Source organism: Helicovermis profundi (genome assembly GCF_033097505.1).
Classification (GTDB): domain Bacteria; phylum Bacillota; class Clostridia; order Peptostreptococcales; family Acidaminobacteraceae; genus Helicovermis; species Helicovermis profundi.
Window position 1 is genome coordinate 378084 of the sequence record NZ_AP028654.1, and the last position, 23548, is coordinate 401631.

General features: G+C 26.8%; 21 protein-coding genes, 1 tRNA gene and 1 pseudogene. 21 read left to right on the plus strand and 2 right to left on the minus strand.

The features are described 5' to 3' along the window. The first annotated feature begins 2 nt into the window (after window positions 1-2). The 14 genes and pseudogenes from AACH12_RS01600 to AACH12_RS01665 all read left to right on the plus strand — a co-directional run bounded on the left by AACH12_RS01600 (window position 3) and on the right by AACH12_RS01665 (window position 17088). On the plus strand, window positions 3-1205 hold the full coding sequence (locus AACH12_RS01600) for a sensor histidine kinase (protein WP_338536341.1): 1203 nt from the start codon (window positions 3-5) through the stop codon (window positions 1203-1205). A 37-nt stretch (window positions 1206-1242) separates the two neighbouring features. After that, window positions 1243-2520 (plus strand): response regulator, encoded by a 1278-nt coding sequence (locus AACH12_RS01605; protein WP_338536342.1) that lies wholly within the window; start codon window positions 1243-1245, stop codon window positions 2518-2520. Window positions 2521-2659: 139 nt separating this feature from the next. After that, window positions 2660-3907, plus strand: coding sequence for a chemotaxis protein CheA (locus AACH12_RS01610; RefSeq protein ID WP_338536343.1), 1248 nt, complete (start codon window positions 2660-2662; stop codon window positions 3905-3907). An 82-nt stretch (window positions 3908-3989) separates the two neighbouring features. Continuing rightward, window positions 3990-5039 (plus strand): protein-glutamate methylesterase/protein-glutamine glutaminase, encoded by a 1050-nt coding sequence (locus tag AACH12_RS01615; protein ID WP_338536344.1) that lies wholly within the window; start codon window positions 3990-3992, stop codon window positions 5037-5039. A gap of 40 nt (window positions 5040-5079) precedes the next feature. Continuing rightward, complete coding sequence (locus tag AACH12_RS01620) at window positions 5080-8100, plus strand: PAS domain-containing hybrid sensor histidine kinase/response regulator (RefSeq protein WP_338536345.1); 3021 nt, start codon at window positions 5080-5082, stop codon at window positions 8098-8100. A gap of 1 nt (window position 8101) precedes the next feature. Beyond that, the gene (locus AACH12_RS01625) at window positions 8102-8500 is read left to right on the plus strand and encodes a response regulator (protein WP_338536346.1); all 399 of its coding nucleotides are present in this window, start codon (window positions 8102-8104) and stop codon (window positions 8498-8500) included. Between the two features lie 90 nt (window positions 8501-8590). After that, window positions 8591-8666, plus strand: a tRNA-Arg gene (locus AACH12_RS01630). A 341-nt stretch (window positions 8667-9007) separates the two neighbouring features. Next, on the plus strand, window positions 9008-11602 hold the full coding sequence (clpB, locus tag AACH12_RS01635; RefSeq protein WP_338536347.1) for an ATP-dependent chaperone ClpB: 2595 nt from the start codon (window positions 9008-9010) through the stop codon (window positions 11600-11602). Between the two features lie 232 nt (window positions 11603-11834). After that, window positions 11835-13070, plus strand: a complete 1236-nt coding sequence (locus AACH12_RS01640) for an MFS transporter (protein WP_338537326.1) — start codon at window positions 11835-11837, stop codon at window positions 13068-13070. Between the two features lie 409 nt (window positions 13071-13479). Beyond that, a complete protein-coding gene (locus AACH12_RS01645) occupies window positions 13480-13734 on the plus strand; it encodes a hypothetical protein (protein ID WP_338536348.1) in 255 nt (84 codons plus the stop codon). Beyond that, window positions 13731-14852, plus strand: a complete 1122-nt coding sequence (locus tag AACH12_RS01650) for an aminotransferase (protein ID WP_338536349.1) — start codon at window positions 13731-13733, stop codon at window positions 14850-14852. Before AACH12_RS01645 ends, AACH12_RS01650 begins: the two co-directional genes overlap by 4 nt. Window positions 14853-14864: 12 nt before the next feature. After that, window positions 14865-15215, plus strand: coding sequence for a pyridoxal-phosphate dependent enzyme (locus AACH12_RS01655; RefSeq protein WP_338536350.1), 351 nt, complete (start codon window positions 14865-14867; stop codon window positions 15213-15215). A 58-nt stretch (window positions 15216-15273) separates the two neighbouring features. Next, a pseudogene (locus AACH12_RS01660) lies at window positions 15274-16444 on the plus strand (IS3 family transposase). Next, a complete protein-coding gene (locus tag AACH12_RS01665) occupies window positions 16444-17088 on the plus strand; it encodes a pyridoxal-phosphate dependent enzyme (RefSeq protein ID WP_338537327.1) in 645 nt (214 codons plus the stop codon). The pseudogene AACH12_RS01660 and the gene AACH12_RS01665 overlap by 1 nt, the downstream one beginning before the upstream one ends. Before the next feature lie 271 nt (window positions 17089-17359). Here AACH12_RS01665 and AACH12_RS01670 read toward each other — a convergent pair whose 3' ends face one another. Further along, window positions 17360-18232, minus strand: coding sequence for a LysR family transcriptional regulator (locus AACH12_RS01670; RefSeq protein WP_338536351.1), 873 nt, complete (start codon window positions 18230-18232; stop codon window positions 17360-17362). A gap of 124 nt (window positions 18233-18356) precedes the next feature. Between AACH12_RS01670 and AACH12_RS01675 the strand changes: the two genes are divergently transcribed. Both AACH12_RS01675 and AACH12_RS01680 read left to right on the plus strand, forming a co-directional pair. After that, complete coding sequence (locus tag AACH12_RS01675) at window positions 18357-18881, plus strand: nitroreductase family protein (RefSeq protein ID WP_338536352.1); 525 nt, start codon at window positions 18357-18359, stop codon at window positions 18879-18881. Between the two features lie 118 nt (window positions 18882-18999). Further along, window positions 19000-20025 (plus strand): threonine aldolase family protein, encoded by a 1026-nt coding sequence (locus AACH12_RS01680; protein WP_338536353.1) that lies wholly within the window; start codon window positions 19000-19002, stop codon window positions 20023-20025. Here AACH12_RS01680 and AACH12_RS14250 read toward each other — a convergent pair whose 3' ends face one another. Next, complete coding sequence (locus tag AACH12_RS14250; protein ID WP_422388911.1) at window positions 20026-20130, minus strand: sigma 54-interacting transcriptional regulator; 105 nt, start codon at window positions 20128-20130, stop codon at window positions 20026-20028. Here AACH12_RS14250 and AACH12_RS01685 point away from each other — a divergent pair. The 5 genes from AACH12_RS01685 to AACH12_RS01705 all read left to right on the plus strand — a co-directional run bounded on the left by AACH12_RS01685 (window position 20105) and on the right by AACH12_RS01705 (window position 23530). After that, window positions 20105-20272 carry a RidA family protein gene (locus tag AACH12_RS01685; RefSeq protein ID WP_338536354.1) on the plus strand — a complete coding sequence of 56 codons (168 nt, stop codon included), beginning with the start codon at window positions 20105-20107 and terminating at the stop codon, window positions 20270-20272. The two genes, AACH12_RS14250 and AACH12_RS01685, sit on opposite strands and share 26 nt — an antisense overlap. Window positions 20273-20405: 133 nt before the next feature. After that, a complete protein-coding gene (locus AACH12_RS01690) occupies window positions 20406-20612 on the plus strand; it encodes a hypothetical protein (RefSeq protein ID WP_338536355.1) in 207 nt (68 codons plus the stop codon). Window positions 20613-21393: 781 nt separating this feature from the next. Further along, a complete protein-coding gene (locus AACH12_RS01695; RefSeq protein WP_338536356.1) occupies window positions 21394-21801 on the plus strand; it encodes a bacteriohemerythrin in 408 nt (135 codons plus the stop codon). A gap of 357 nt (window positions 21802-22158) precedes the next feature. Beyond that, the gene (locus AACH12_RS01700; protein WP_338537328.1) at window positions 22159-22590 is read left to right on the plus strand and encodes an HD-GYP domain-containing protein; all 432 of its coding nucleotides are present in this window, start codon (window positions 22159-22161) and stop codon (window positions 22588-22590) included. 31 nt (window positions 22591-22621) lie between these two features. Further along, window positions 22622-23530: a sensor domain-containing diguanylate cyclase gene (locus AACH12_RS01705; RefSeq protein ID WP_338536357.1), complete on the plus strand. Its 909-nt coding sequence runs from the start codon at window positions 22622-22624 to the stop codon at window positions 23528-23530. Window positions 23531-23548: the final 18 nt, after the last annotated feature.

A 23548-nucleotide genomic window follows, 5' to 3' on the forward strand; every position in this document is an offset into this window, starting at 1 on the left:
TAATGTACGAAAAATATATAAAAGATAATATAGTTATTGATATACTCCCAAGTGCAGTATTATTATTAGCCGATGAAAAAATTAAGTATGCAAATAAAAAATTTTATGAGATTTTTGATTGTGAGCCTAAAGACATAGAAAACAAATCAGTTTACGATTCATTAGATAAGGAAAATGCTAATAGATTAAAAAGTTTTATTAATGAGATTAAAGAGGGCGTTAAAAATGATTTTATAGAGATTTTTATTACTAGAAAAAATGGTATTAAGTATATAGAATTTGATGCTAGAAAAATTGATAAATTGAATATAGTGTGTACATTAAAAGATGTTACTTATAGTTCTGATGTAGAACTCGAAAATATTACCAATAAATCTGCATTAAAGAATATAACAAATAAACTAAAATTAACACATGATTTACTTTTAGATCAAGAGAAGATGGCGAATATTGGTCAACTAGCTACTGGAATTGTACATGAGATATTTAATCCTCTTGGTTTTGTAATAAGTAATCTTGATACTCTTAAAACATATTTTGAGGAAATGTTAACTATGTATAAAGAACTTAACAGATTAGACAGTATAGACAAAGAAATGCTTGAAGAAAAATTTAAAAGTCATGATTTAGAGTTTATACTCTCTGATGTTTCAGATTTATTTAGTGATGTAAATGAAGGAATTCAGAGAATTAACAATATAATTGATAATTTAAAAAGATTTTCAAGAAAACAAGAAGATGAACTATTGGAATATGATATAAATGAGGGAATAAAATCAACGCTTGTAATTGCAAAAAATGAATATAAATATTTTGCAAATGTAAAAACTGATTTTAAAAACGTTCCAAATATAGTAGCTAATGGAAGTAAATTAAATCAAGTAATATTAAATTTATTAATTAATGCAGTACATGCAATTAAGTATAAAAACCTTGAAAAAAAAGGGTTAATTACAATTAAAACATTTTCAGATGATGATTTTGTTATATGTAAAATCAAAGATAATGGTATAGGAATAAGTAAGGAAAATTTAGAGAAAATATTTAATCCTTTTTTTACAACAAAACCTATTGGTATTGGAACAGGACTTGGACTGAGCATAACACATGAGATAGTAGTAGTTCAGCATAAAGGAGAAATTAATGTTGAAAGCACTCTTGGAAAGGGTACAGAATTTACAATAAAACTTCCCAAAGTGAAGTAAAATGTATTTTAATAAGTTTTTAAAGTGAGGGTGAAAAATGAAACTTATCATTGTAGATGATTCAAAGTTGATAGTTGAGATGGTAAAAAATATAATTAATAATAGTGATATCATAATTGATATAGATACCGCTGAAAATGGCGAGATAGCTATACAAAAAATAGAAAAAAATTTTTATGATATTATTATGCTTGATATAATTATGCCAAAATTTAGTGGTATTGAAGTCTTAGAAATTATAAGCAAAAAAAAATATTTTACTAAGCTAAAAGTTATTATGTTTTCATCTTTATCAGGAAAAGATGCACTTAAAAAGTGTTTTAAACTTGGTGCATTTGATTATTTAACTAAACCGATTGATGAAGATGAGTGTGTATCAAGGCTTAAACATGCAATTGATGAACAAACTATGAAAAACGAACTTGAAAAATCATTTTGCATAATGAAAGATCAGAATAAAGAGTTACTTCACCTTAACAGTGAACTCTCAGAAATGAAAATGCAATTGCTTCAAAAAGAACAAATGGCAAGTATAGGACATTTAGCATCAGGAATTGCACATGAGATTAATAATCCTATGGGATTTATTAATAGTAATTTAGATATGCTAGGGATGTATTTTAACGATATATTTAAATATTATTTTAAAAGTCAAAATTCAATCAAAGCACTAGTGGAAGAAGACGATAAAATTTTACAAATTCCAATTATAGAATATTTACTTTCTGATGAATCTAAGTATATTTTTTCAGATTTTAGTGATTTAATTAAAGACACAAAAGAAGGAATAGAAAGAGTAAAAGAAATCGTAAATGCGCTTAGGAGTTTTTCAAGTGTTGATGAATTAAATGAAATTTCAGAATACGAACTAAATAGTGAAATTGATAGTGTTCTTTTAATGCTTGCAGGTAAAATAAGAATTACTTGTAAAATAGAAAAGAATTATGGTAATGTAGGCAAATTTTATGCATATTCTGGATTGTTAAATCAAGCTTTTTTTAATATTTTTACTAATGCAATAGATTCAATTGAACTTAAAAATTTAAGTAAGCTTGGGACTATTGAAATTAAAACATATAAAGATGAAGAATATATATATTGTGAAATTAAGGATAATGGTATTGGCATGTCTGAAAACGAAGTCGCTCAAATATTTAACCCGTTTTTTACTACTAAAGATGTTGGAAAAGGAAAAGGACTTGGTTTAAGTATAGTCTATGAAACTATTGTGAATAAACATAAAGGCTCTATAGAGTATGAGTGTTCCAAGGATTTAGGATGTAAAGCACTAATTAAATTACCAATCGAAATGTAAATTTAAGACTATAATATTAGATAAAACTTTTTTAAGTATTATTTAGTTTTATAGTTTTTTTAATTATTGAGTAACAATATATTTGCTGGGTATATAAAAAACAATGTATTTTTTATTTATAAATATTGAGGGTGATTAAGTGATTAATAAAAATCTAGATCCTATGACGGAATTATTTGTTTTAGAAACTTATGAGTTAATAAATGATTTAGAAAATCAAATAATTAGTGTTGAGGATGAACAAAATTTAAGTAAATATATCAATGAAATGTTTAGAATAGTACATACTCTTAAAGCTAGTTCAAGCATGATGCTTTTTACAAATTTAGCAACTTTGGCTCATAAAGCAGAGGATTTGCTTGATATATTTAATAGAAATTCAGATTGTATTCCAAATTTTGACTTATTTATAAAAATTATTTTAGAGTTTATTGATATTTTTAGAAATAAAATTGAATTAGTTAATTGCGAAAGTGATGAAATATCCGACTACAGCGTTTTAATTAATGAAATTGATAGTTTTATTAAATCAACTTATTTTTTTTATCCTACAATTAATATTAAAAGGACTAAAGCAAAACAAAATAATAAATACTATATTTCTCCGGTATCAACTGGTGAAAGTAGATGCAAAAAAAAGAGAGAATTGATCACCATAGACTCTTCAAAATTAGATTCAATAATTGAAATAATAAATGAAGTAGAAGTTTTAGATAATAATTTTATGGAGTATATTATTAAAAATAATTTAACTTTTAACGATAATAACATAATAAAACAATTAAATATAAAAATTGATGAACTGCGTTTACTTACATCTAGTCTTAAAAAGGTACCTATTATTAATATTTTTACTAAATTTGATAGAGTTATTAGAGACGTAAAAAAACAAATGGGGAAAAAAATAAAATTAGAATTATTAGGTGAAAATATTAGTATTGAAAGGTCCTATATAAAAGATGTTGAGGGTGCATTAATTCAACTAATAAAAAATTCTATAATACATGGCCTTGAAAATGTGGAAGAAAGAGAAAAATTAGGAAAGAATCACACTGGAATTATAATGGTAGAGGCTAGAGAAGAAATAAAAAACACAAGAATTTCTGTTAAAGACGATGGTAGAGGAATTGATAAATCTAAGGTAATTAAAAAAGCTATTGAAGTTGGTTTATTAGATAGAAAAAAAGTCCATGAAGTGGGAAATGAAATTTTAGATTTTATTTTTATGCCTGATTTTTCAACAGAAACTAAAATAACAGAATATTCTGGACGTGGCTATGGACTTAATATTGTTAAGGAAAATATTGAACGATTAGGCGGAACTATTACTGTGTTAAGTGAAGTTAATAAAGGTAGTGAATTTATAATTAAAATCCCCAGAATTTAGAGATTAATAAATTTATTAAATATTTGTATTATTGAAAGGGTGTGTGTAGCTTGTTTTATATAAAAACTATACTGGGTGATATATGAAAAAAATTAGAGTTTTAATAGTAGATGATTCAATTCTAATAAGAGGCGTATTATCAAGAAATCTAGTTTTATCAAATAAAATTGAAGTTGTAGGAACAGCTAGAGATGCTTTTGATGCAAGGGATAAAATATTAAAGCTTAAACCTGATGTGCTAACTCTTGATGTACAAATGCCAAGGATGAATGGAATAGATTTTTTAAGATTATTAATGCCACAGCATCCTATGCCAGTGGTAGTTGTAAGTTCATTAAGTGAAAGTGTTTTTGATGCGATGGAGGCAGGGGCAGTCGATTTTGTTGAAAAACCATCTGAAAAAGATAATAGAAGTCAAAAATACTTTATTAATGAACTCGTTGAAAAAATTCTAATAGCATCTACTTCAAATATTAAGAAAAGTACAAAGAGTATTAAATTAATTGAGAAGAAAGTTGTTAAAGAAAATAGTATTGACTTGATAGCAATTGGAGCTTCTACTGGAGGCACTGAAGCCTTATCATACCTTTTAAGCAATTTGTTTTTACCTTTGCCACCAATTGTAATTGTTCAGCATATGCCTGTAAAATTCACTAAATTATTTGCTGAGAGATTAAATCGTGAGAGTAATTTTACTGTTAAAGAAGCAGAAAATGGAGAACCGCTTAAGAGTGGACATGTGTACCTAGCAAAAGGAGATAATCACATTATAGTTGAAAAAATTGGAAATAAAGGTATTGTAAAAATAAAAAAAACAGATAAAGTTAATGGACATAAACCATCGGTAGATGTTCTTTTTAACTCAGTAGCTGAAAGTTTTGGAAGTAATTCTTTAGGTATCATATTAACTGGAATGGGAAAAGATGGGGCAAGAGGGCTACTTGAAATGAAGAAAAAGCATGCAATTACAATAGGACAAAACAGTGGAAGTTGTGTTGTGTATGGAATGCCGAAATCGGCATATAGAATAGGTGCGATTGATTATGAATTACATTTAACTAATATACCTGAAAAAATTGAGAATATCATTAGACAAAAAATTGAACTTGATAAGAAAAGCAAGCCAAAATAATGTTAATGGATTATGAGAAAAACAAGATGAAGGGGTATTTATGGAAGAAATAGATGATAAATATAAAGTTTTTGATAGCTTATTTGAAGAAGTTTTAATAATTAATTCAGATATGAAAATAATTTTTGCTAATAGAGAATGTAAAAAAAATATTGGGAAAGAATTTAATGAGATTCTATATAAAAATGTAAATGATGTACTTAATATTAAAAATAAAATAACAAATGAAATATATAAATTGCCAATAAGCAAAATTGATAATAATTTAAAGAAATTTGAACAAGCAAGAAATTTAATGATAACTAATTGTAGTGGGGAAGAAAGATGTGTTTTGATAAATATGTCTTATATCAAAGATAAGTCCCAAAAAGATAGAAAAATTATTTTAGTTATTAAAGATATAACAAAATTAAAGAATGCAGAAATTAAATTAAAAAAATATTCGAGTGCGATTGAATATAATCCAAATATTGTAGTTATTACAGATGATGATTTTAATATAGAATATGCAAATAGAAATTTTTATAAATATTATAATAGAAAACCAAAAGAATGTATCAGTAAAAGCATTAAACTATTTATAAGAGAGTTTTTTGCTGAAATTAATGATATAAAAATTGATGAAGAAATTAGAAAACATAGAAAAATTGTTAAAGAAATTCCATGTATAAAAATTACTGGTGAATTAGTTTGGGAATTAGTTTCTGTATCAAAGATAGAATATAAGGATCATAATTCGAAAAATTACGTTTTTGTTGTTCAAGATATTAGTAAAATAAAAAATCAAGAAAAACTTATTGATTTAGAAAGAAAACATTTGGAAACTATTTTTAAAAGCACACCACAAGGATTGATAATAATTGACAAGAATAGTAATGTAATTAATATTAATCAAAGTGCAAGTGATATTTTTATTAAAAACACTAGTGATTTTTTTGGAAAAAGTATTAATAGGTCTACTAATAATTTCAATTATGGGTTAATTGAAGCAAGTTATGTCAAAAGTAGAACAAGCGAATTATCATTTTTAAATTATTCAGTTCAACTTGTACTAGAATCTGGCGAATCAATTTTAAATAAAGATTATAGCTATAATGTAGTGATTAATAATAAAAATTACTGTAAATACATTAAGTATAGCGCTGTGCCTATCAGTGGTAAAAATGGTAAAGAGGTTTTAGTTGTAATTGAAGATATAACTGAAAAAATTCTTTTAGAAAATTCTTTAACTAAAAATGATGAAAGACTAAGGCTTATAACTAACAATATGGCTGATATAATAACCCAAGTTGAGTTAAATGGTGACATTATATATGCAAGCCCATCTCATAAAAAAATGATTGGTTACGATTCAGAGGAATTAATTGGCAAGAATATGTTTGACTATATTTACAAAAATGATATTTCAAAAGTTAAAAAATTATTTTCAGTAAGAAAAAAAAATAGAAGTAGCTTTACTTCAGAATTTAGAATAAAAAGAAAAGACAATGAATTAATATGGGTAGAAACTTCAGGTACAATTATTAAAGACGAAAAAAACTTTGATCCGACTATTATATATATAACAAGAGATATTTCAGCACAAATAAAAGCTAGAAATGAGCTTATAAAAGCAAAGGAAATTGCTATAGCTGCAAATAATGCTAAAAGTCAATTTTTAGCTAATATGAGTCATGAAATAAGAACACCAATGAATGGAATAATTGGAATGACAGATTTAACTCTTATGACAAATCTGACACCGAATCAAAAAGAAAATCTATTAATGGTAAAAAATAGTTCAATAAGCTTGCTTAATTTAATAAACTCAATCTTAGATTTGTCTAAAATAGAAGCTGGAAAAATTGTTGTTGAAAACATTAGATTTAATTTTATTAGTCTTATGGAAAATATATTTAAAATAGCTAATGTACAAGCTGGAAATAAAGAAATTGAATTTAAGTATTTAGTAGATAAAAAAATAAGGAAATATTTAAATGGTGATAGCAATAAGCTTAGGCAAATATTAAATAATTTAATCTCTAATGCTATTAAATTTACTTTTGAAGGGCAAGTATATGTTGAAATTAATTTGCTCTTAGATGAGGAAAGTAAACAAAGAATAAAATTTAGTGTTTATGATACTGGAATCGGAATATCAAAAACAAACTATAATTTAATATTTTCTAGTTTTTCACAAGCAGATGGTTCAATCACAAGGAAGTTTGGAGGAACAGGTCTTGGACTCACCATTTCCAAAGAATTAGTAGAAATACTAGGTGGGAAAATATATTTTGATTCTGAAGTTGGAAAAGGTAGTGCTTTTCATTTTGAAGTTGAATTTGATAAGAGCTATGTTATAAATAGTGAAATTGAAGAAGAAGATATATCAGATGATGTAAATAATATTAATATTTTATTGGTAGAAGATGATAAAATAAATCAAATATTAGCTGAAAAAATACTAAAGAAACAAAAAAATAATGTTGTTATAGCCAATAATGGACTTGAAGCATTAGAATTAATTACAGAAAACAAATTTGATATTATATTAATGGATATACAAATGCCTGAACTAGATGGAATGGAAACCACTAGAATTATTAGAGAAAAATTTAAAATTAATACACCTATAATTGCTTTAACTGCATATGCAGCTAAAGGAGATAAAGAGAAATTTATAAAAAATGGCATGAATGATTATATATCAAAACCCATATCTATTAGAGAATTCTATAAGGTTATAGATAGAAATTTAAATAAAAAAAATAAGAATAATGTTTTGAATAATATGATGAAAAGCTTTAATACAAATTATACTCTTAATTCAAAAGAATATTATTCCAAATTCAATCCTTATGTGAATTTACTAGAAAAGAATATAGAAAGCAGAAATTTTTTAGAAATCGAAAAATTATCTCACTATATTAATAATTTAGCTTCTAATTATAATCTTAAAAAAGTAAAAAATAATATTTTAAAAGTAAAATTATATTCAAGAAAAGAAGATATAGTTAATGTACAACTTTATTTTAGTAAAATGATTCACGAGTTTAATGAAATGTTTGAAAGTGAGGACTAATATGAAAATATTAATTGCAGAAGATGATTACGTTAGCAGAAAATTTTTATATAAATTCTTATCTAAGTATGGTGAGTGTGATATAACAATTGACGGTTACGAAACGCTAGAGGTATTTATAATGGCAATAGAAGAAAAAAAATATTATGATTTAATTTGTTTAGATATCATGATGCCAAAGCTTGACGGAGTAGAGGTACTAAAGATGATTAGAGAAATTGAAGAAAAAAATGAAATAAGTGAAAAAAACAAATCAAAAATAATTATGACTACTGCTTTAAATAGTACAGAAAGTGTGTTTAATTCATATGAAAATGGATCTGAAGCTTATGCAGTAAAGCCGATAGATACTGAAAAATTTGTCAGTGTTATGAGAAACCTTGGACTGATAGATATCTAAAGGAATAAATAAGTTAATAGCAAATAAACTTATGAAATAATGCTAAAAAACTTGACCAAAAGTTTTGGTTTGTTATAATTAGTTTGTTAGGCACCCATAGCTCAGTGGATAGAGTGCTAGACTTCGAATCTAGGCGTCGGGGGTTCGAATCCCTCTGGGTGTACCAATTTAAAGGAATACACAATTTTATATTGTGTATTTTTTTATTTTTTGTTTATATTTTACTAGCAGACTGCAATCTAACATTAATCTACGCACAATTTTTTCAGAAATAAAGATATTTTCTCTTTTTACTTTATAATATGGATGAAGACGGTATTTGGTTGTATTATTATATTTTTTCCTTGGTAATTTTTTTTAGATGATAATATATTTAGACTTTTTAATTTTTTGTAAAAAAAATATGAATTCTATTGAATTATCTTTTAAAAGTGTTATTCTATAAGTAAGAATTAGCACTCGATGACACAGAGTGCTAAAATATAAAAATAATAAGAGGTGAATAAGATGGATCAAAATAAATTTACAAAAAATTCTTTAGAAGCTCTAAACAAAGCTCAATTTATAGCTGATGAGTATAGCAACCCAGTCATAGATTCAGAACATATTATATATGCCTTACTTGAAAATGATAAGGGTTTAATTTCACAAATTTTGAGAAAGTTAGATGTTGAATTAAATTTAATAAAAAATGATATAGAAAATATAATAAGTAAAAAAACAAAGGTTTCATCTACAGAGCAAATTTATCTCTCTAATGATGGTAATAGACTTTTGATGAAATCTGAAAAATTAGCTAATAGATTAAAGGATCAATATGTTAGCGTAGAACATATTTTTATGTCTTCTATAGAAATAAGTGAAAGCAAAAATCCTTTATTGAAAGAAATTTATAAAAAATACAATATTACTAAAGATAGAGTAATGGATATATTAAAAGATATAAGAGGTAAAAGGAATGTAGATTCTTTAAATCCTGAAGATACTTATAATGTTCTTAGTAAATATGGAATGGATTTAGTGGATGAAGCGAAAAAAAATAAAATTGATCCAGTGATAGGAAGAGATGAGGAAATTAGAAGAACTATTAGAATATTATCAAGAAAAAATAAAAATAATCCTGTATTAATAGGAGAAGCTGGTGTTGGTAAGACTGCTATTGCAGAAGGGCTTGCTCAAAGGATTGTAAAAGGCGATGTCCCAGAAAGTTTAAAAAATAAAAAAATTTTCTCCTTAAATATGGGTTCTCTTGTAGCTGGAGCTAAATTTAGAGGAGAATTTGAAGAAAGATTAAAAGCGGTATTAGATGAAATAAAGAATAGTGATGGTCAAATAATTTTATTTATTGATGAACTTCATACCATAGTAGGAGCAGGTAAGACGGATGGTGCACTTGATGCAGGAAACATGCTTAAACCATTACTTGCTAGAGGGGAACTTCATTGTATTGGAGCAACTACATTAAATGAATATAAAAAATATATTGAAAAAGATAATGCATTAGAAAGAAGATTTCAGCCAGTTATTGTTGACGAACCTAGTGTTGAGGATACAATTACTATTTTAAGAGGAATAAAAGAAAGATATGAAATATATCATAAGGTTACAATAAGTGATCAGGCTTTGGTCCAAGCGGCTATGCTTTCAGATCGATATATTTCAGATAGATTTTTGCCTGATAAAGCAATAGATCTTATAGATGAAGCATGTGCTTTAGTAAAGACTGAAATAGAATCTATGCCTATAGAATTAGATGATATTTCAAGATATATTATTAGACTTGAAATTGAAGAGGCTGCGCTTAAGAAAGAGAAGGATAAGGTTTCTAAAGAAAAATTAAAAAAAGTTCAAAAGGAACTTGCTAATTTAAAAGAAGAATTTAATAGTAAAAAAGTTTTATGGGAAAATGAGAAAAGTAAAGTAGATAAAGTAAATGAAATAAAAGCGCAAATTGATGATATAAATAATAAAATAAATAAGGCAGAAAGAGAATACAACCTTGAGAGAGCAGCACAGCTAAAATATGGAGATTTACCAAAACTTGAAAAAGAACTTAGTGAAATTAATGATGCTATTAGTGAAAAAAGCGATGAAGATAAGATTATTAGAGAGACAGTTACTTCAGAAGAAATTGCTGGAATAGTATCAAAGTGGACAGGAATACCACTTGAAAAATTGGTAGAAGGAGAAATAGAAAAATTACTAAATCTAGATAGAGAACTTCATAAAAGAGTTATTGGACAAAATGAAGCTGTAAGTAAAGTTACAGATGCAATAATTAGGTCGCGCGCTGGAGTAAAGGATTTAGGAAAACCAATTGGAAGTTTTATTTTTATCGGACCTACGGGTGTTGGAAAAACAGAACTTGCTAAGTCGCTGGCTGAAGTTTTATTTGATGATGAAAACGCTTTGATAAGGATTGATATGAGCGAATATATGGAGAAACATTCTGTCTCTAAACTAATAGGAGCACCTCCAGGATATGTTGGATATGAAGAAGGTGGACAATTAACGGAAAAAGTTAGAAGAAAACCATATTCTGTTATTTTGTTTGATGAAATTGAAAAAGCACACCATGATGTATTTAATATTTTGCTTCAAGTATTAGATGATGGACGAATTACAGATTCAAAAGGAAGACAAGTAAGTTTTAAAAACACTATAATTATAATGACATCAAATATAGGATCAGATATACTATTAAATGAAATTAAAGAAGATGGAATTATTAGTGAATTTACAAGGACTGAAATAGATAATTTATTAAAGATTAATTTTAAACCAGAATTTTTAAATAGACTAGATGATATAATTTTGTACAAACCACTTAATAAAAATGAAATAAAAGATATAATAAAATTAATTGTAAATGAATTAAGTAAAAGATTAAGTGAAAAATTTTCTTCAATAAAAATAACAGAAAAGGCTGTAGAATTTATTGTTAAATCAGCTTTCGATATTCATTATGGAGCGCGTCCTCTGAAACGATATATACAAAAAAATGTTGAAACCATACTTGCAAAAAGTATAATAAAAGGTGAAATTAAAGAAGGAAAAGATTTGGTAATAGATGTAGAAGAAAACGAATTAATTATAAGTTAAAAAACTAAGTTTGAAAATTTAGATCTCCTAAATATAAATTAATAATTTTATATTTAGGAGATCATTTTTAATTTAGAAAAGAACATGTAATAGTATTTGTGTAAAATTTAAAAGTTTTTTTTAAATGAATTATCAGTTTATAAAATTGCTTAAAGTAAAATTTTAATTTATAATTTATAGTGGATATGTTAGGAAATTAAGTGTTTTTATGGAGGTAAAATTAGTGAAAGATATGAATTACATAAAGCTTTTAAGCGCTATTATTATAAATAGTTTTGGAGACATCCTATTTGATTTGTTTATCGTTTGGTCAATAACTGTTAATTCGGGTGATGTAATGAATGCTGTCTACTTAATTGGTGGATCAATTCTATTTCGCGCCTTATTATCTATGTTTATTGGAATATTGATAGACCGTTACAGTAAAAAATTACTAATGATTATTTCGAATATCAGTTCAGTTGTTGTTATAAGTGCTTTGTTTTTATTCTTGCGATTTGAATTGAGTACTCTATGGATTGGTATATTTTTTATCTTGATAAATGACATTAATAATGAAATATTTAGGCGAGGCTATGTAGCTATTAGTGCAGAGATTTTTGAAGAATCACTGTTTATTAAATTTCAATCTAGTTATTCTGTTATTGTAAAGGTGCTAAGTATTGGAGGCTCTGTAATTGTAGGATTAATGATTACGTATATGTCGCAGTCGTTGATTTTTTCTATAGATATACTAACTTTTATCATAGCTATTGTATTAGTATACCAGATTAAGTCAGATAAGATTTATGTAATAAAAGAGAAAGAAAAATTGAAAATCAAAGAATTTAGTTCGATTTATAATACTCTCATTTCAGAAGTTAAAGTTGCATTTACTGCAATATTTAAAGTGAAGTTTTTAAAACAATTTGTAATATTAATGTTTGTTCTGAACTTAGCTTATGGCTATATACCTTATATATTACCAGTTATTTTATCGTCGAAAATCAATAGTGCTCTTTTTTTAGGATTTATAAAGGCGGGAATTGCTGTTGGCGAAATTATTGGATTAATATTAGTAGTTAAGTTTGGAAATAATATTTCATTACTATTCAAATTTAGCATGATAGGATGCATAATAAGTATTGTGGTAGTTAATTTTATTGATGAATCAATTATTATTGTGCTTGGTTTTTCTATGTATGGCTTTTCCGATTCATTAACACAGCCATTATTTAGTCACACAGTATCCTCACTCGATGATAAAGATAGGGGAAAAATTTTAGGTGGTATTGACACAATTATATTACTTTCACCAAGCCTTGGCATGTTTATTGGTACTTTCTTACAAAAGATTAATATGACTTTCAGCGTAATATTCTTAGTTGGAGTATTTCTATTTGGATATTTTATTATAAGTAATAGTAGAGAATTCAAAAATATCAATATAAATAAAGCGATAGTTCGAGTTGATGAGAAATTAATTTGATGAAATTTATGATAAGACTGATTTGAAAGATAGTGAAATCAATACGTTGAAATTATAATTATATTATGATTAAATGACTGTGAATGATTTAGATAAAAGTATACGAGAAAATAAAAACATTTCCCTTAATTTTCCCTAATAAGTTCTCAATACGTATGTAATTTTATAGTGTACACTTATAGCTAAACATTATGATAAATCACATGTTATAGGGCGTTAAAGAATACAACGAGTAATGAACTAAACAAATCTAGGCGTCGGGGGTTCAAATTCCTCTGGGTGTACAAATATCAAATGCTACACAATTTTATAGTTGTGTAGTTTTTATTTTTTCAAGATATACTTAATGTAAATAAAAAAATATGAATTTAAAATTAACTGAATATTTAATGAAATAAAAGGAGGAAAAATGTTTAAATTAAAAGTATTAAATCATGAAGTTTTAAAAGAAGTGTTGGAAATGAAAATGGTACTTAAAGCTATTGAAAATGTTTATGTATTAAAAGCAGAAAGGAAAACTGAATTATTCCCTATGGTGTTTCATGAATTCAATCCGGGTGTATCAGATATGGATATAAAATCAGGACTTTTGAAAGATGTTGATATTTTTGGTCTTAAATTAGTATCCTGGTTTGGTGAAAACAAAGAAAAAAATTTGCTATGAAAATTAAAGATTTTGGTGTAGAAATATGGATGAATTTATATGAAAATAATTGTAAATATAATTTAGCTGAAACTTGTGTTAATTCTATGACTGTTAATGAACTTCTTGATATTGCTTCTAAAAGAGAAGAAATAATTGATCATATTTTAGAAATACAATTGAGTTATGGTGATATAGAAGGTTCACCTAAATTAATTGAAGGAATACAGTCACTTTATAAAAAGGTAAAAGCAAATCAAATTACTGTTTCACATGGGGCAATTGGAGCGAATGCACTTACTATATTTGCATTAGTAAAAGCGGGTGATAGAGTTATTTCAGTGCTTCCAACTTATCAGCAACATTATTCTATACCTGAAGCTTATGGTGCTGACGTAAAAATTCTTCAATTGAAATTCGAAAATAATTTTTTGCCGAATTTAGAAGAATTAAAATCATTGGTAAATGATAATACTAAACTAATTTGCATAAATAATCCTAATAATCCTACTGGTGCTTTGATGAATGAAGAATTTTTAAAAGAAATTGTTGAAATTGCTAAGAGTTGTGATTCCTATATTTTATGTGATGAAGTATATAGAGGATTAGATCATGAAGATTCGGGTTTTACTACTTCAATTGTAGACTTATATGATAAAGGAATAAGTACAGGAAGTATTTCTAAAACTTTTTCTTTAGCAGGTTTAAGAGTCGGATGGGTAGCGGGCCCAGAAGATCTTATTGAAACTGTAAACCGTAGACGCGATTATAATACAATAAGCTTAGGCAGAATAGATGACTATTTAGTAGGTATCGCATTAGAAAATAAAGATAAAATAATAGAAAGAAATCATTTGATTGTGCGTGAAAACATTAAAATTGTTGATGAATGGGTAAATAATGAGCCGAAACTTTCTTATATAAAATCAAAAGCAGGAACAACTGTATTTGTAAAATACGATTTTGATATTTTATCAGAAGATTTTTGTGTTAAATTATTAGATGAAAAAGGTGTTATGTTAGTGCCTGAAAAAGCATTAGATATGGAAGGATTTTTTAGATTAGGCTACGCATTTAGTCCAAGTGATTTAAAAATTGGATTAGAAAAAATTTCTGAATTTTTAAAAGAATTAAGTTAGGTAGGAGGAAATATGTTTACAAGTGATTTAATAATTGAAACTAAAAGACTTATAAGTGATTATATTAATACTCCAATGCTAGATAAATCAATTTATTTAAGTGCTGATAAATTAGAAGTATATCTAAAAAATGAAGGTTTACAGCATACAAAAAGTTTTAAACTTCGTGGTGCTTTAAGTAAATTGTTGAGGCTTACTAAAGAAGAAAAAGCAAATGGGGTAGTTGCAGTTTCTTCAGGGAATCATGGTATAGCAGTAAGTTATGCATGCAAATTATTAAAGATTGATAATGTACTTATTTTTGTACCTAAAAATACACCAAGCGCAAAAACAGAAAAAATAAAGTGGATAGGATATACTTAATTAGACAACAAATACTCGGACATGATAAACTAAAAATAATTAGAAAACGGAGGTAATCATGTCAAAAAAAAATAAGCATTATACAGATGAATTTAAAGTTCAGATAGTTAATTTAATTAAAAATGGTAAACCGCAAATAGAAGTTGTAAATGAATACAATATAGCACGTTCTACTGTTTATAAATGGATTACAGACTATAATACTACTGGATCATTTAAAGCTAAAGATAATAAAAGTGATGAAGATAAAGAACTTGATAAATTACGAAAAGAAAACCAACAGTTAAAAATGGAAAATGATATTTGCCCTAAAGGATAAGTTCCTCTAAGGTGCTAAAGCACCTAGAAATCACTTAAAAGCAAGCGGCGCTAATAATGGGACGAAAATAGCAGTAATAAATGCAAATAAAGATAGGTACAGTATTAGCGCCATGTGTAAGGTTCTTAAAATAGCAAGGTCAACTTATTATTACGAAAAAAAAACAATAAAAATAGATAGTATTTTAGAAAATAGAATTATAGAAATTTTCAAAAGTAATAGAAAAGCCTATGGTACAAGAAAAATAAAAAAAGAACTTTCAAAAGTAAATATGATAGCTTCAAGAAAGAAAATAGGCAAAATAATGAAAAAATACAACCTTATTTCATCATATACAATTAAGCAATATAAAGTAACAAAATCAAAAGTTAATGAAGATAAAATTGAAAATTTAGTTAAAAGAGAGTTTGATGACAAAAAGTGTCTTGAGGTAGTAGTAAGTGATTTAACTTACGTTAATGTAAATGGTAAATGGAATTATATATGCCTAATATTAGATTTCTTTAATCGTGAAATAGTAGGATATGCAGCAGGTAAGAATAAGACTGCAAAGCTTGTATATAAAGCTCTTACGAGAGTAAAAGAGCCATTACATAATATAGAAATTTTTCATACAGATCGTGGAAGTGAATTTAAAAATAAACTGTTAGATGAAGTATTATTAAATTTTAATATTAAGAGATCTTTGAGCAAAAAAGGCTGTCCTTATGATAACGCAGTAGCAGAAGCAACATATAAAATTATAAAAACAGAATTTGCATTTAATAGAATATTTAAGAGTTTTGAAGAATTGGAATTAGAGTTATTTTATTACGTAAATTGGTATAATAACAAGAGAATTCATGGGTCTTTAGATTATTTAACACCCATTGAATATAAAACTATAATGTCTGATAAAAAACTGTCTTAATTAATGTTGACAATCCAAAGTATTATGGAGCTAAGCTTATTATTGATGGTGAGACTTATGATGATGCTCATAGAATAGGTATGGCTTATGTAAAAAACCATAACATGACTTATGTCGATGCTTATGATAATGACCCATATATTTATGCAGGTCAAGGAATGATAGGAATTGAAATACTTGAGCAAATTTCTAATATAGATTCTATATTAGTTCCTATTGGTGGAGGAGGACTTATTACTGGTATTGGAACTATAGCAAAATCAATTAATACAAATATAAAGATAATTGGAGTTCAAACTGAAGCATGCCCAGCAATGAAAGCTGCTATGGATGAAAATGTTTTTTATGATGAGTATAAATCAAAAGATTCTGTATGTGAAGCGCTAATTGGTGGAATTGGGCATTTAGCTTATGAAAAATCTAAAACAATAATTGATGACATTTTGATAGTTAAAGAAAGTACAATAAAAAAAGCGGTTAAACATATGATATTAAAAGAAAAAATCATCTCAGAGCCTTCAAGTTGTACTGTTGTTGCAGCACTTATGGAATATCCTAATTATCATTTTGGTTCAAAAGTTGCTTTAGTTTTATCCGGTAGTAATATTGATGAAGAATTAATGAAAAATATATTACAGATCTAAATTTAAAATAGAAAATGAGGTTAAAAAAAGATGAAGTTTACAAATATCTTTTGCTAACCTCATTTTTAATTTTGTATATTGTATCAAACTGCCTTACTATTTTCTATGGTGATAGGATTCTACAGACTTTGCATTTATAGGGTCTTCACATAATGAAGTAATGAGTATCGAAATATTCGATCTATATAATCTAAATAATTCGCTTTTAATAAAAGAATTTATGCTTTACAGTGTAACTAGAAAAGCTTTTATTATAAATTATTTAGAGTTATCATTGCATTTCGTCTTTAACTAATTCTATAAAGTGTTTAATTTGTGTAGGTAAAATTCGGTCTTTTTTATAAGCTAAAGTAAGATCAATATAATATTTTTCAGGATCTAATAAGATGAATTGGAATGATTTATTTTTAATTTCGTCGTTAATGCACATTTGAGGTAAGATTGAATATCCTATTCCGCTTAATACACAATGTTTAATCATTTCGATTGACCATGATTCAATAGATGCTTTATATTGGATGTGATGATTGGTATGGAAATCTGAAAAAATAGCTCTGTATGAGCAACCAGGTTCAGAAATACAAGCTGTTAAATTATCAGCTAAGTACTGGTAACTTTTGAAATCAAAGTTGTTTGGATATATAAGGTACATTGATTCTCTTTTTAAGAGTGTTAGATTAAGTGTTGTATCGCTTAAATCAGGTTGAACAAAAAAAGCTAAGTCGATTGAATTATCTTTAATAAGATTGCCATGTTTATTGCTTGGACTACTATTCAATTGAATATTGACAGATGGGTGTATGGATTTAAACTTCTTAATCACATTACTTAATATATAAATTAGGAATGAGCCTACAGTTCCAATTTGAATAGGAGTATTAGTATTTTCAATATTAGATGTTAAATCTAGTAGATTATAATAATTATCTCTTAGTTGTTTACATGTGTTCAATATATGTTGACCTTCATATGTAATCTTCAAATTCTTTCCAACCCTTTCGAACAACCTGACATTAAGTTCTTTTTCTAAACTTTGAATATGAAATGATATAGTTGATTGAGAGTATTGTAGTTCTTCAGCTGTCTTAGTAAAACTATTAAGTTCTGCGACTTTTAAAAAAGTCATGATGTATTTAATATCCATAAGTACCTCCGTGTAATAATTATAGTATAGCCTAATATAAAAGTATATGCTATGACGTTCTTAATGAATAAAAAATTATTAACTTGTAAATGTTTTAACCTAATCTAATTGAGAGGAGTATCAAATGAAATTTTTAGATCTTGCAAAACAACGTTATTCAGTGCGCTCATACTTGCAAAAAAAAGTTGAAAAAAACAAACTAAATCTTATACTAGAAGCTGGAAATGTGGCTCCTACAGGAGGTAATAAACAACCTTATAGCATAGTTGTTGTAAAAAGTGATAGTGGCTTAGAATGCATAAAAAAAGCTGCTAATATCCATAATGCACCTTTAGCCATTGTTGTATGTGGAAAATCTTCTGATGCTTGGGTAAGATCTCATGATGATAAAAATCTTGCAGAAACTGATGCAACAATTGTAACTGATCATATGATGCTAGAAGCAACTGAATTAAATTTAGGCAGTCTTTGGGTATGTAACTTCAATCCTGCGATATTAAGAACTGAATTATCAATTCCGGAATATCTTGAGCCACTACATATTCTAGCAATTGGTTATTCAGATGAAACACCTTTAGCACCCAATCGTCATAAGAAAACACGTAAATCTTTAAGTCAGGATATATTTTATGAAAGCTTTGAATCTTAGTGTGAAAATGTAATATAAATAAAATCAAAACATATTTTCATAATACTAGAGATCAACGATACTAATCCATATTGCTAATAATAGTATAATTTAGAATGATAAATAAAAGGAGCGTTATATGTATAGTTTTAAAAATGATTACAGTGAAGGAGCTCATCCTCTCATATTAGAAAGTTTATTAAAAACAAATTTGCAGCAAGAACCCGGATATTGTTTAGATCAATATTCTAATCACGCAAGAGAATTAATTAAGAATACATTAGAGTGTGATAGTTGCGATGTTCATCTTATTGTTGGTGGTACACAAACAAATCTTATTGCAATAAGTTCTTTTCTTCGACCTCATGAAGCATGTATTGCAGCATATACAGGTCATATTGCCGTTCATGAAGCTGGGGCAATTGAGGCTACTGGGCATAAAGTAATTACAGTTAACGTAGCAAATGGAAAATTAGACTGTTCTGATATTCAAGCTGTAGTTGATGGACATCCAGATGAACATATGGTAAAGCCAAAATTAGTTTATATATCTAATCCAACAGAACTTGGAACACATTACACCAAAAGCGAGTTAGTTAAGTTAAAAGAATATTGTAGCAACAACAATTTACTATTGTATATTGATGGTGCAAGACTTGGTTCTGCTTTGGTAGCAAGTGATCTTGAGTTCAAAGATTTGGTACATTTAGCTGATGCTATTTTTATAGGTGCAACAAAAAATGGTGCATTAATTGGTGAAGCGTTGGTAATTTGTAATGATTATTTAAAAAAAGATCTAAGGTATCAGATTAAACAAAAGGGAGCATTATTATCAAAAGGTAGATTATTAGGACAACAATTCGAAGTTCTTTTTCAGAATAATCTTTATTTAGACTTAGCTATGCATGCAAAAAAGATGGCTGATAAGCTACGCTATGGACTAAAAAAACAAGGAATCAAATTATTAGTAGAGACAGAAACTAATCAGCTTTTTCCTATTTTCTCCAAAGAAGATATTAGAAACCTTGAATTCAATTTTTTATTTTACGTATGGAAAGAGATTGATGAGAATTATTCAGCAATACGATTAATAACATCTTGGGCTACAACAGAAGAGGCAGTAGATTCATTTTTGGAAACTACTAAAATTCTAGAAAAGAGCTAATTAAAAGTATAAGTCACTTCTAAAATATTCATCATCAATAAGGTTTTCAAGGTGTTTATTAGTATCAGCGATAATTCTGATGTCAATTGAAATGGAGGAAAAAATTAATACAAAGTATTCAACAAGAGATGGTGGACATTATTCACCGGGAGTTGTTCATAATGGATTACTTTACGTATCAGGACAGTTATCGGTTAATCCGGAAACCGCTAACAAGCCTTCTGGTGATATTAAAGAGGAGGCATAAGATGAAGATAATAAATCTAGATACTCCGGCACTACTTTTGGATCGAGATGTTGTTATTGATAACCTAAATAGGATGTAGGCATATGCTAATAAAAGAGGCGTGTCGTTGCGCCTTCACACTAAAACGCATAAGATGCTACAGCTAGCATTAAAACAGATTGAAATAGGTGCAAAGGGTATAGCTGTAGCAAAAGTTGGTGAAGCTGAGGTGATGGTTAGCCATGGAATTAATGATAACTTTATTGCTAATGAGATTGTCGGAAAAAAGAAACTAAAATCTTTGATTGAAATGATGAATATATTAATAATAATATATTCGATGGTAGGCAGTGGAAAGTAGAAATAGTATTAAAAAACAAAACAATAACTAAATATGGAATTAATGAATACCCAGAAAAATGGGAAAAGTTTTGCAGTACTATATCTCTAATAACTAGAGAAAAATTTTGTTAATAATTATAGAAAAAATTTTGGTGTTATAAATGATGAAGACATAAATAGTGAATATGCTAAAATTCTTATTAAAAGACTACTAAGTTGATTAGTAAAAAATAAATATGAAGTATTGAAAGGTCAGGTGGAAAATTACTTGATTTTTTTTGTTTTTATATCTATAATACTAAAATGTAAAAGGGTTGTAACCCTTGAATTTAAGCAAATTTAGAGTGATTAATGTAAGTGGAGATAAGTTGAAAACAAAGGAGTCTTTTATGATGAAAAAGCTAAATGATGGGTAATTATAATAAAAAATATACTTAGTAATAAAAAAACAATTAAGTTAGAAACTAAAAAATTGTTTTTTATAAGTAAAATTAAATTTGGAAAATATGTAGGGGAGATCACAATGGTTTTATAAAACTTAAAACAGATATGGAAGTATATGTTTATGTATAAGTTATAAAACAATGTGAACTCAATGTAATTATAATCTATAAAAAGTTTCGTTACAAGCAATAGTTTGTAAACTTGAAAAGACATTAGTAGTTTAAATAGTAGTGTAGAACATTTAGCTTTAGACAATATATTAACAACTGTTTTGTTATCTTATAAATTATGTTAAAATTAATTAATAATATGTTAAAGTTTAGAATATATAAAAAAATACTATTCTGGAAGATTATATGATTAAATGGAAAGAAACTTATTCAGTAGGCTATGAATTATTTGATGAGCAGCATAAAGAATTAATAAGATTAATTAATAAAGTAGAAAAATTGTTAAAAGATAAAGATATTGATGAGGATTCTTTATTTGATAATATAAATGGTGTTTTTACTGAAATTCTTGATTATACAGTATATCACTTTAAAAGTGAAGAAGATGTTTTTAAAGAAAAAGGTTATAAAAATCAAAAGGAGCATGAAGAGTCGCATAAGATTTTTGTAGAAAATGTGTTAGATTTAGTAGGAACTTTTGATACAGAAAGTGAAACACGTGATATAGCTTTTAAAATATATAATACATTAGTAGAATGGTTAATTAAACATATTTTAGGTGAAGATAAACTTTATATGAAAGAATTAGATTAATATAAATTGTAATTATATATTTATATAAAAAGTGGTGATAATTTTGGAAATAAAATCAGTTTTGAAACTGTTAAAATTTAACAGCTTATATATAGTTAGAATATTTCCTAATTCAGATAGAGTTTTTATTAATGATGAAAATATTAATAAAATTTTCAACTCTGAGTTTTTTTGTAATAAAGAGATGAGTTTTAATAAATTCCTAAAAAAATTATAATAAATGAATTAGTTCATTGTACATCAAGAGGATATAATGTTGAAGATATTATAAATTTAAAAATAAAATATGAGAATTTATTTTATTATACAGCAACGAAAGAAGAAATAAGAAAATCTTCAACAGAAACAAATGAGGTAATTATAGAAACTATATATATAACAGGTTTGCTTCATGATATAGGAAAAACTTTTATAAGTAATGAAATTTTAAATAAGAAAGGACCACTTACGGAAAAAGAATATGAAAAAATTAAAAAACATCCTTATACGGGATATAAACTATTAAAAAGAACTAGTGAATTACAAGAAATAGTAGATTATATTTTATATCATCATGAGAGGTTTGATGGATTAGGATATTTAAATAAATTAAAAGGCTATGAGATTCCCCTTATATCTAGAATTATAAGTGTTGCTGATGCATATGAAGCAATGACAAGTGGTAGAGCGTATAGATCTAAATATAGTAAAGAGTATGCTATGAATGAAATAATTAAATGTTCAGGTACGCAATTTGATCCAATTGTAGTTGAGTATTTATTAAAAGTATATAAGGAGAAAATAATTTAATAATGGTAGATTAGAAGGGTACGGAGGTTATATGAAGATAAATAATGATATTATTAATCAATTGGATTTTAAGACTGTTATCGATAATGCTGCTGAGGGTGTTTGTATTATTCAGGGCGAACGCATCGTTTACCATAATGATGCAGCTATTAAAATTACAGGTTATCCGTCTGAAATCTATATTCGTACGCCAATTCTTAATATATTTGATTCTGAGGACGCCAAACGAATGGTACAGCGTTACAAACAACGCCTTGCAGGTGAGCAAGTTCCACCGATAAGTGAGGCGCGCTTCATAAGATATGATGGATCACATGGATGGATGCAGAGTACTTCATCTCAGACTATGTGGAAAGGGAAATTAGCAACTGTAAACTTTTTCATTGATATAACTGATCGAAAATCATTAGAAGAAGAGCTTAATAATAAGAAAAAAGAAATTGAGTCGTTGCTAGTTTCTGATAATTTAACAGGATTATACAATAGACGTTATCTTGACAATCAAGTTGTAAAAGAAATTGAAAGGTCAAATAGATATAAATACCCAATGTGTCTAGCTATTATCGATATTGATAACTTTAAGAAAGTTAACGATACTTTTGGACATGATTGTGGAGATAAAGTTATAAAACAGCTTGCCAATTTACTTCAAACAAAAACAAGGTTATCCGACGTAGCTGCTCGATGGGGAGGAGAAGAATTTTGTCTAATATTACCAGAAACGAAATTAAAGAAGGCGCACTTTCTATTAGATAATTTGAGAAAAGAATTCCAAAATAAATATATATCATGTGTAAATTATGCAGTAACGTTTAGTGCTGGAGTTGCGGAATTGGATATTCATGATACTTCGATAACTTTATTTTCACGTACAGATAAAGCACTTTATAAGGCGAAAAATGAAGGTCGAAATAAAGTCATTTCATTTATCGATGATTAGTGTTATTAATGCTGCAGA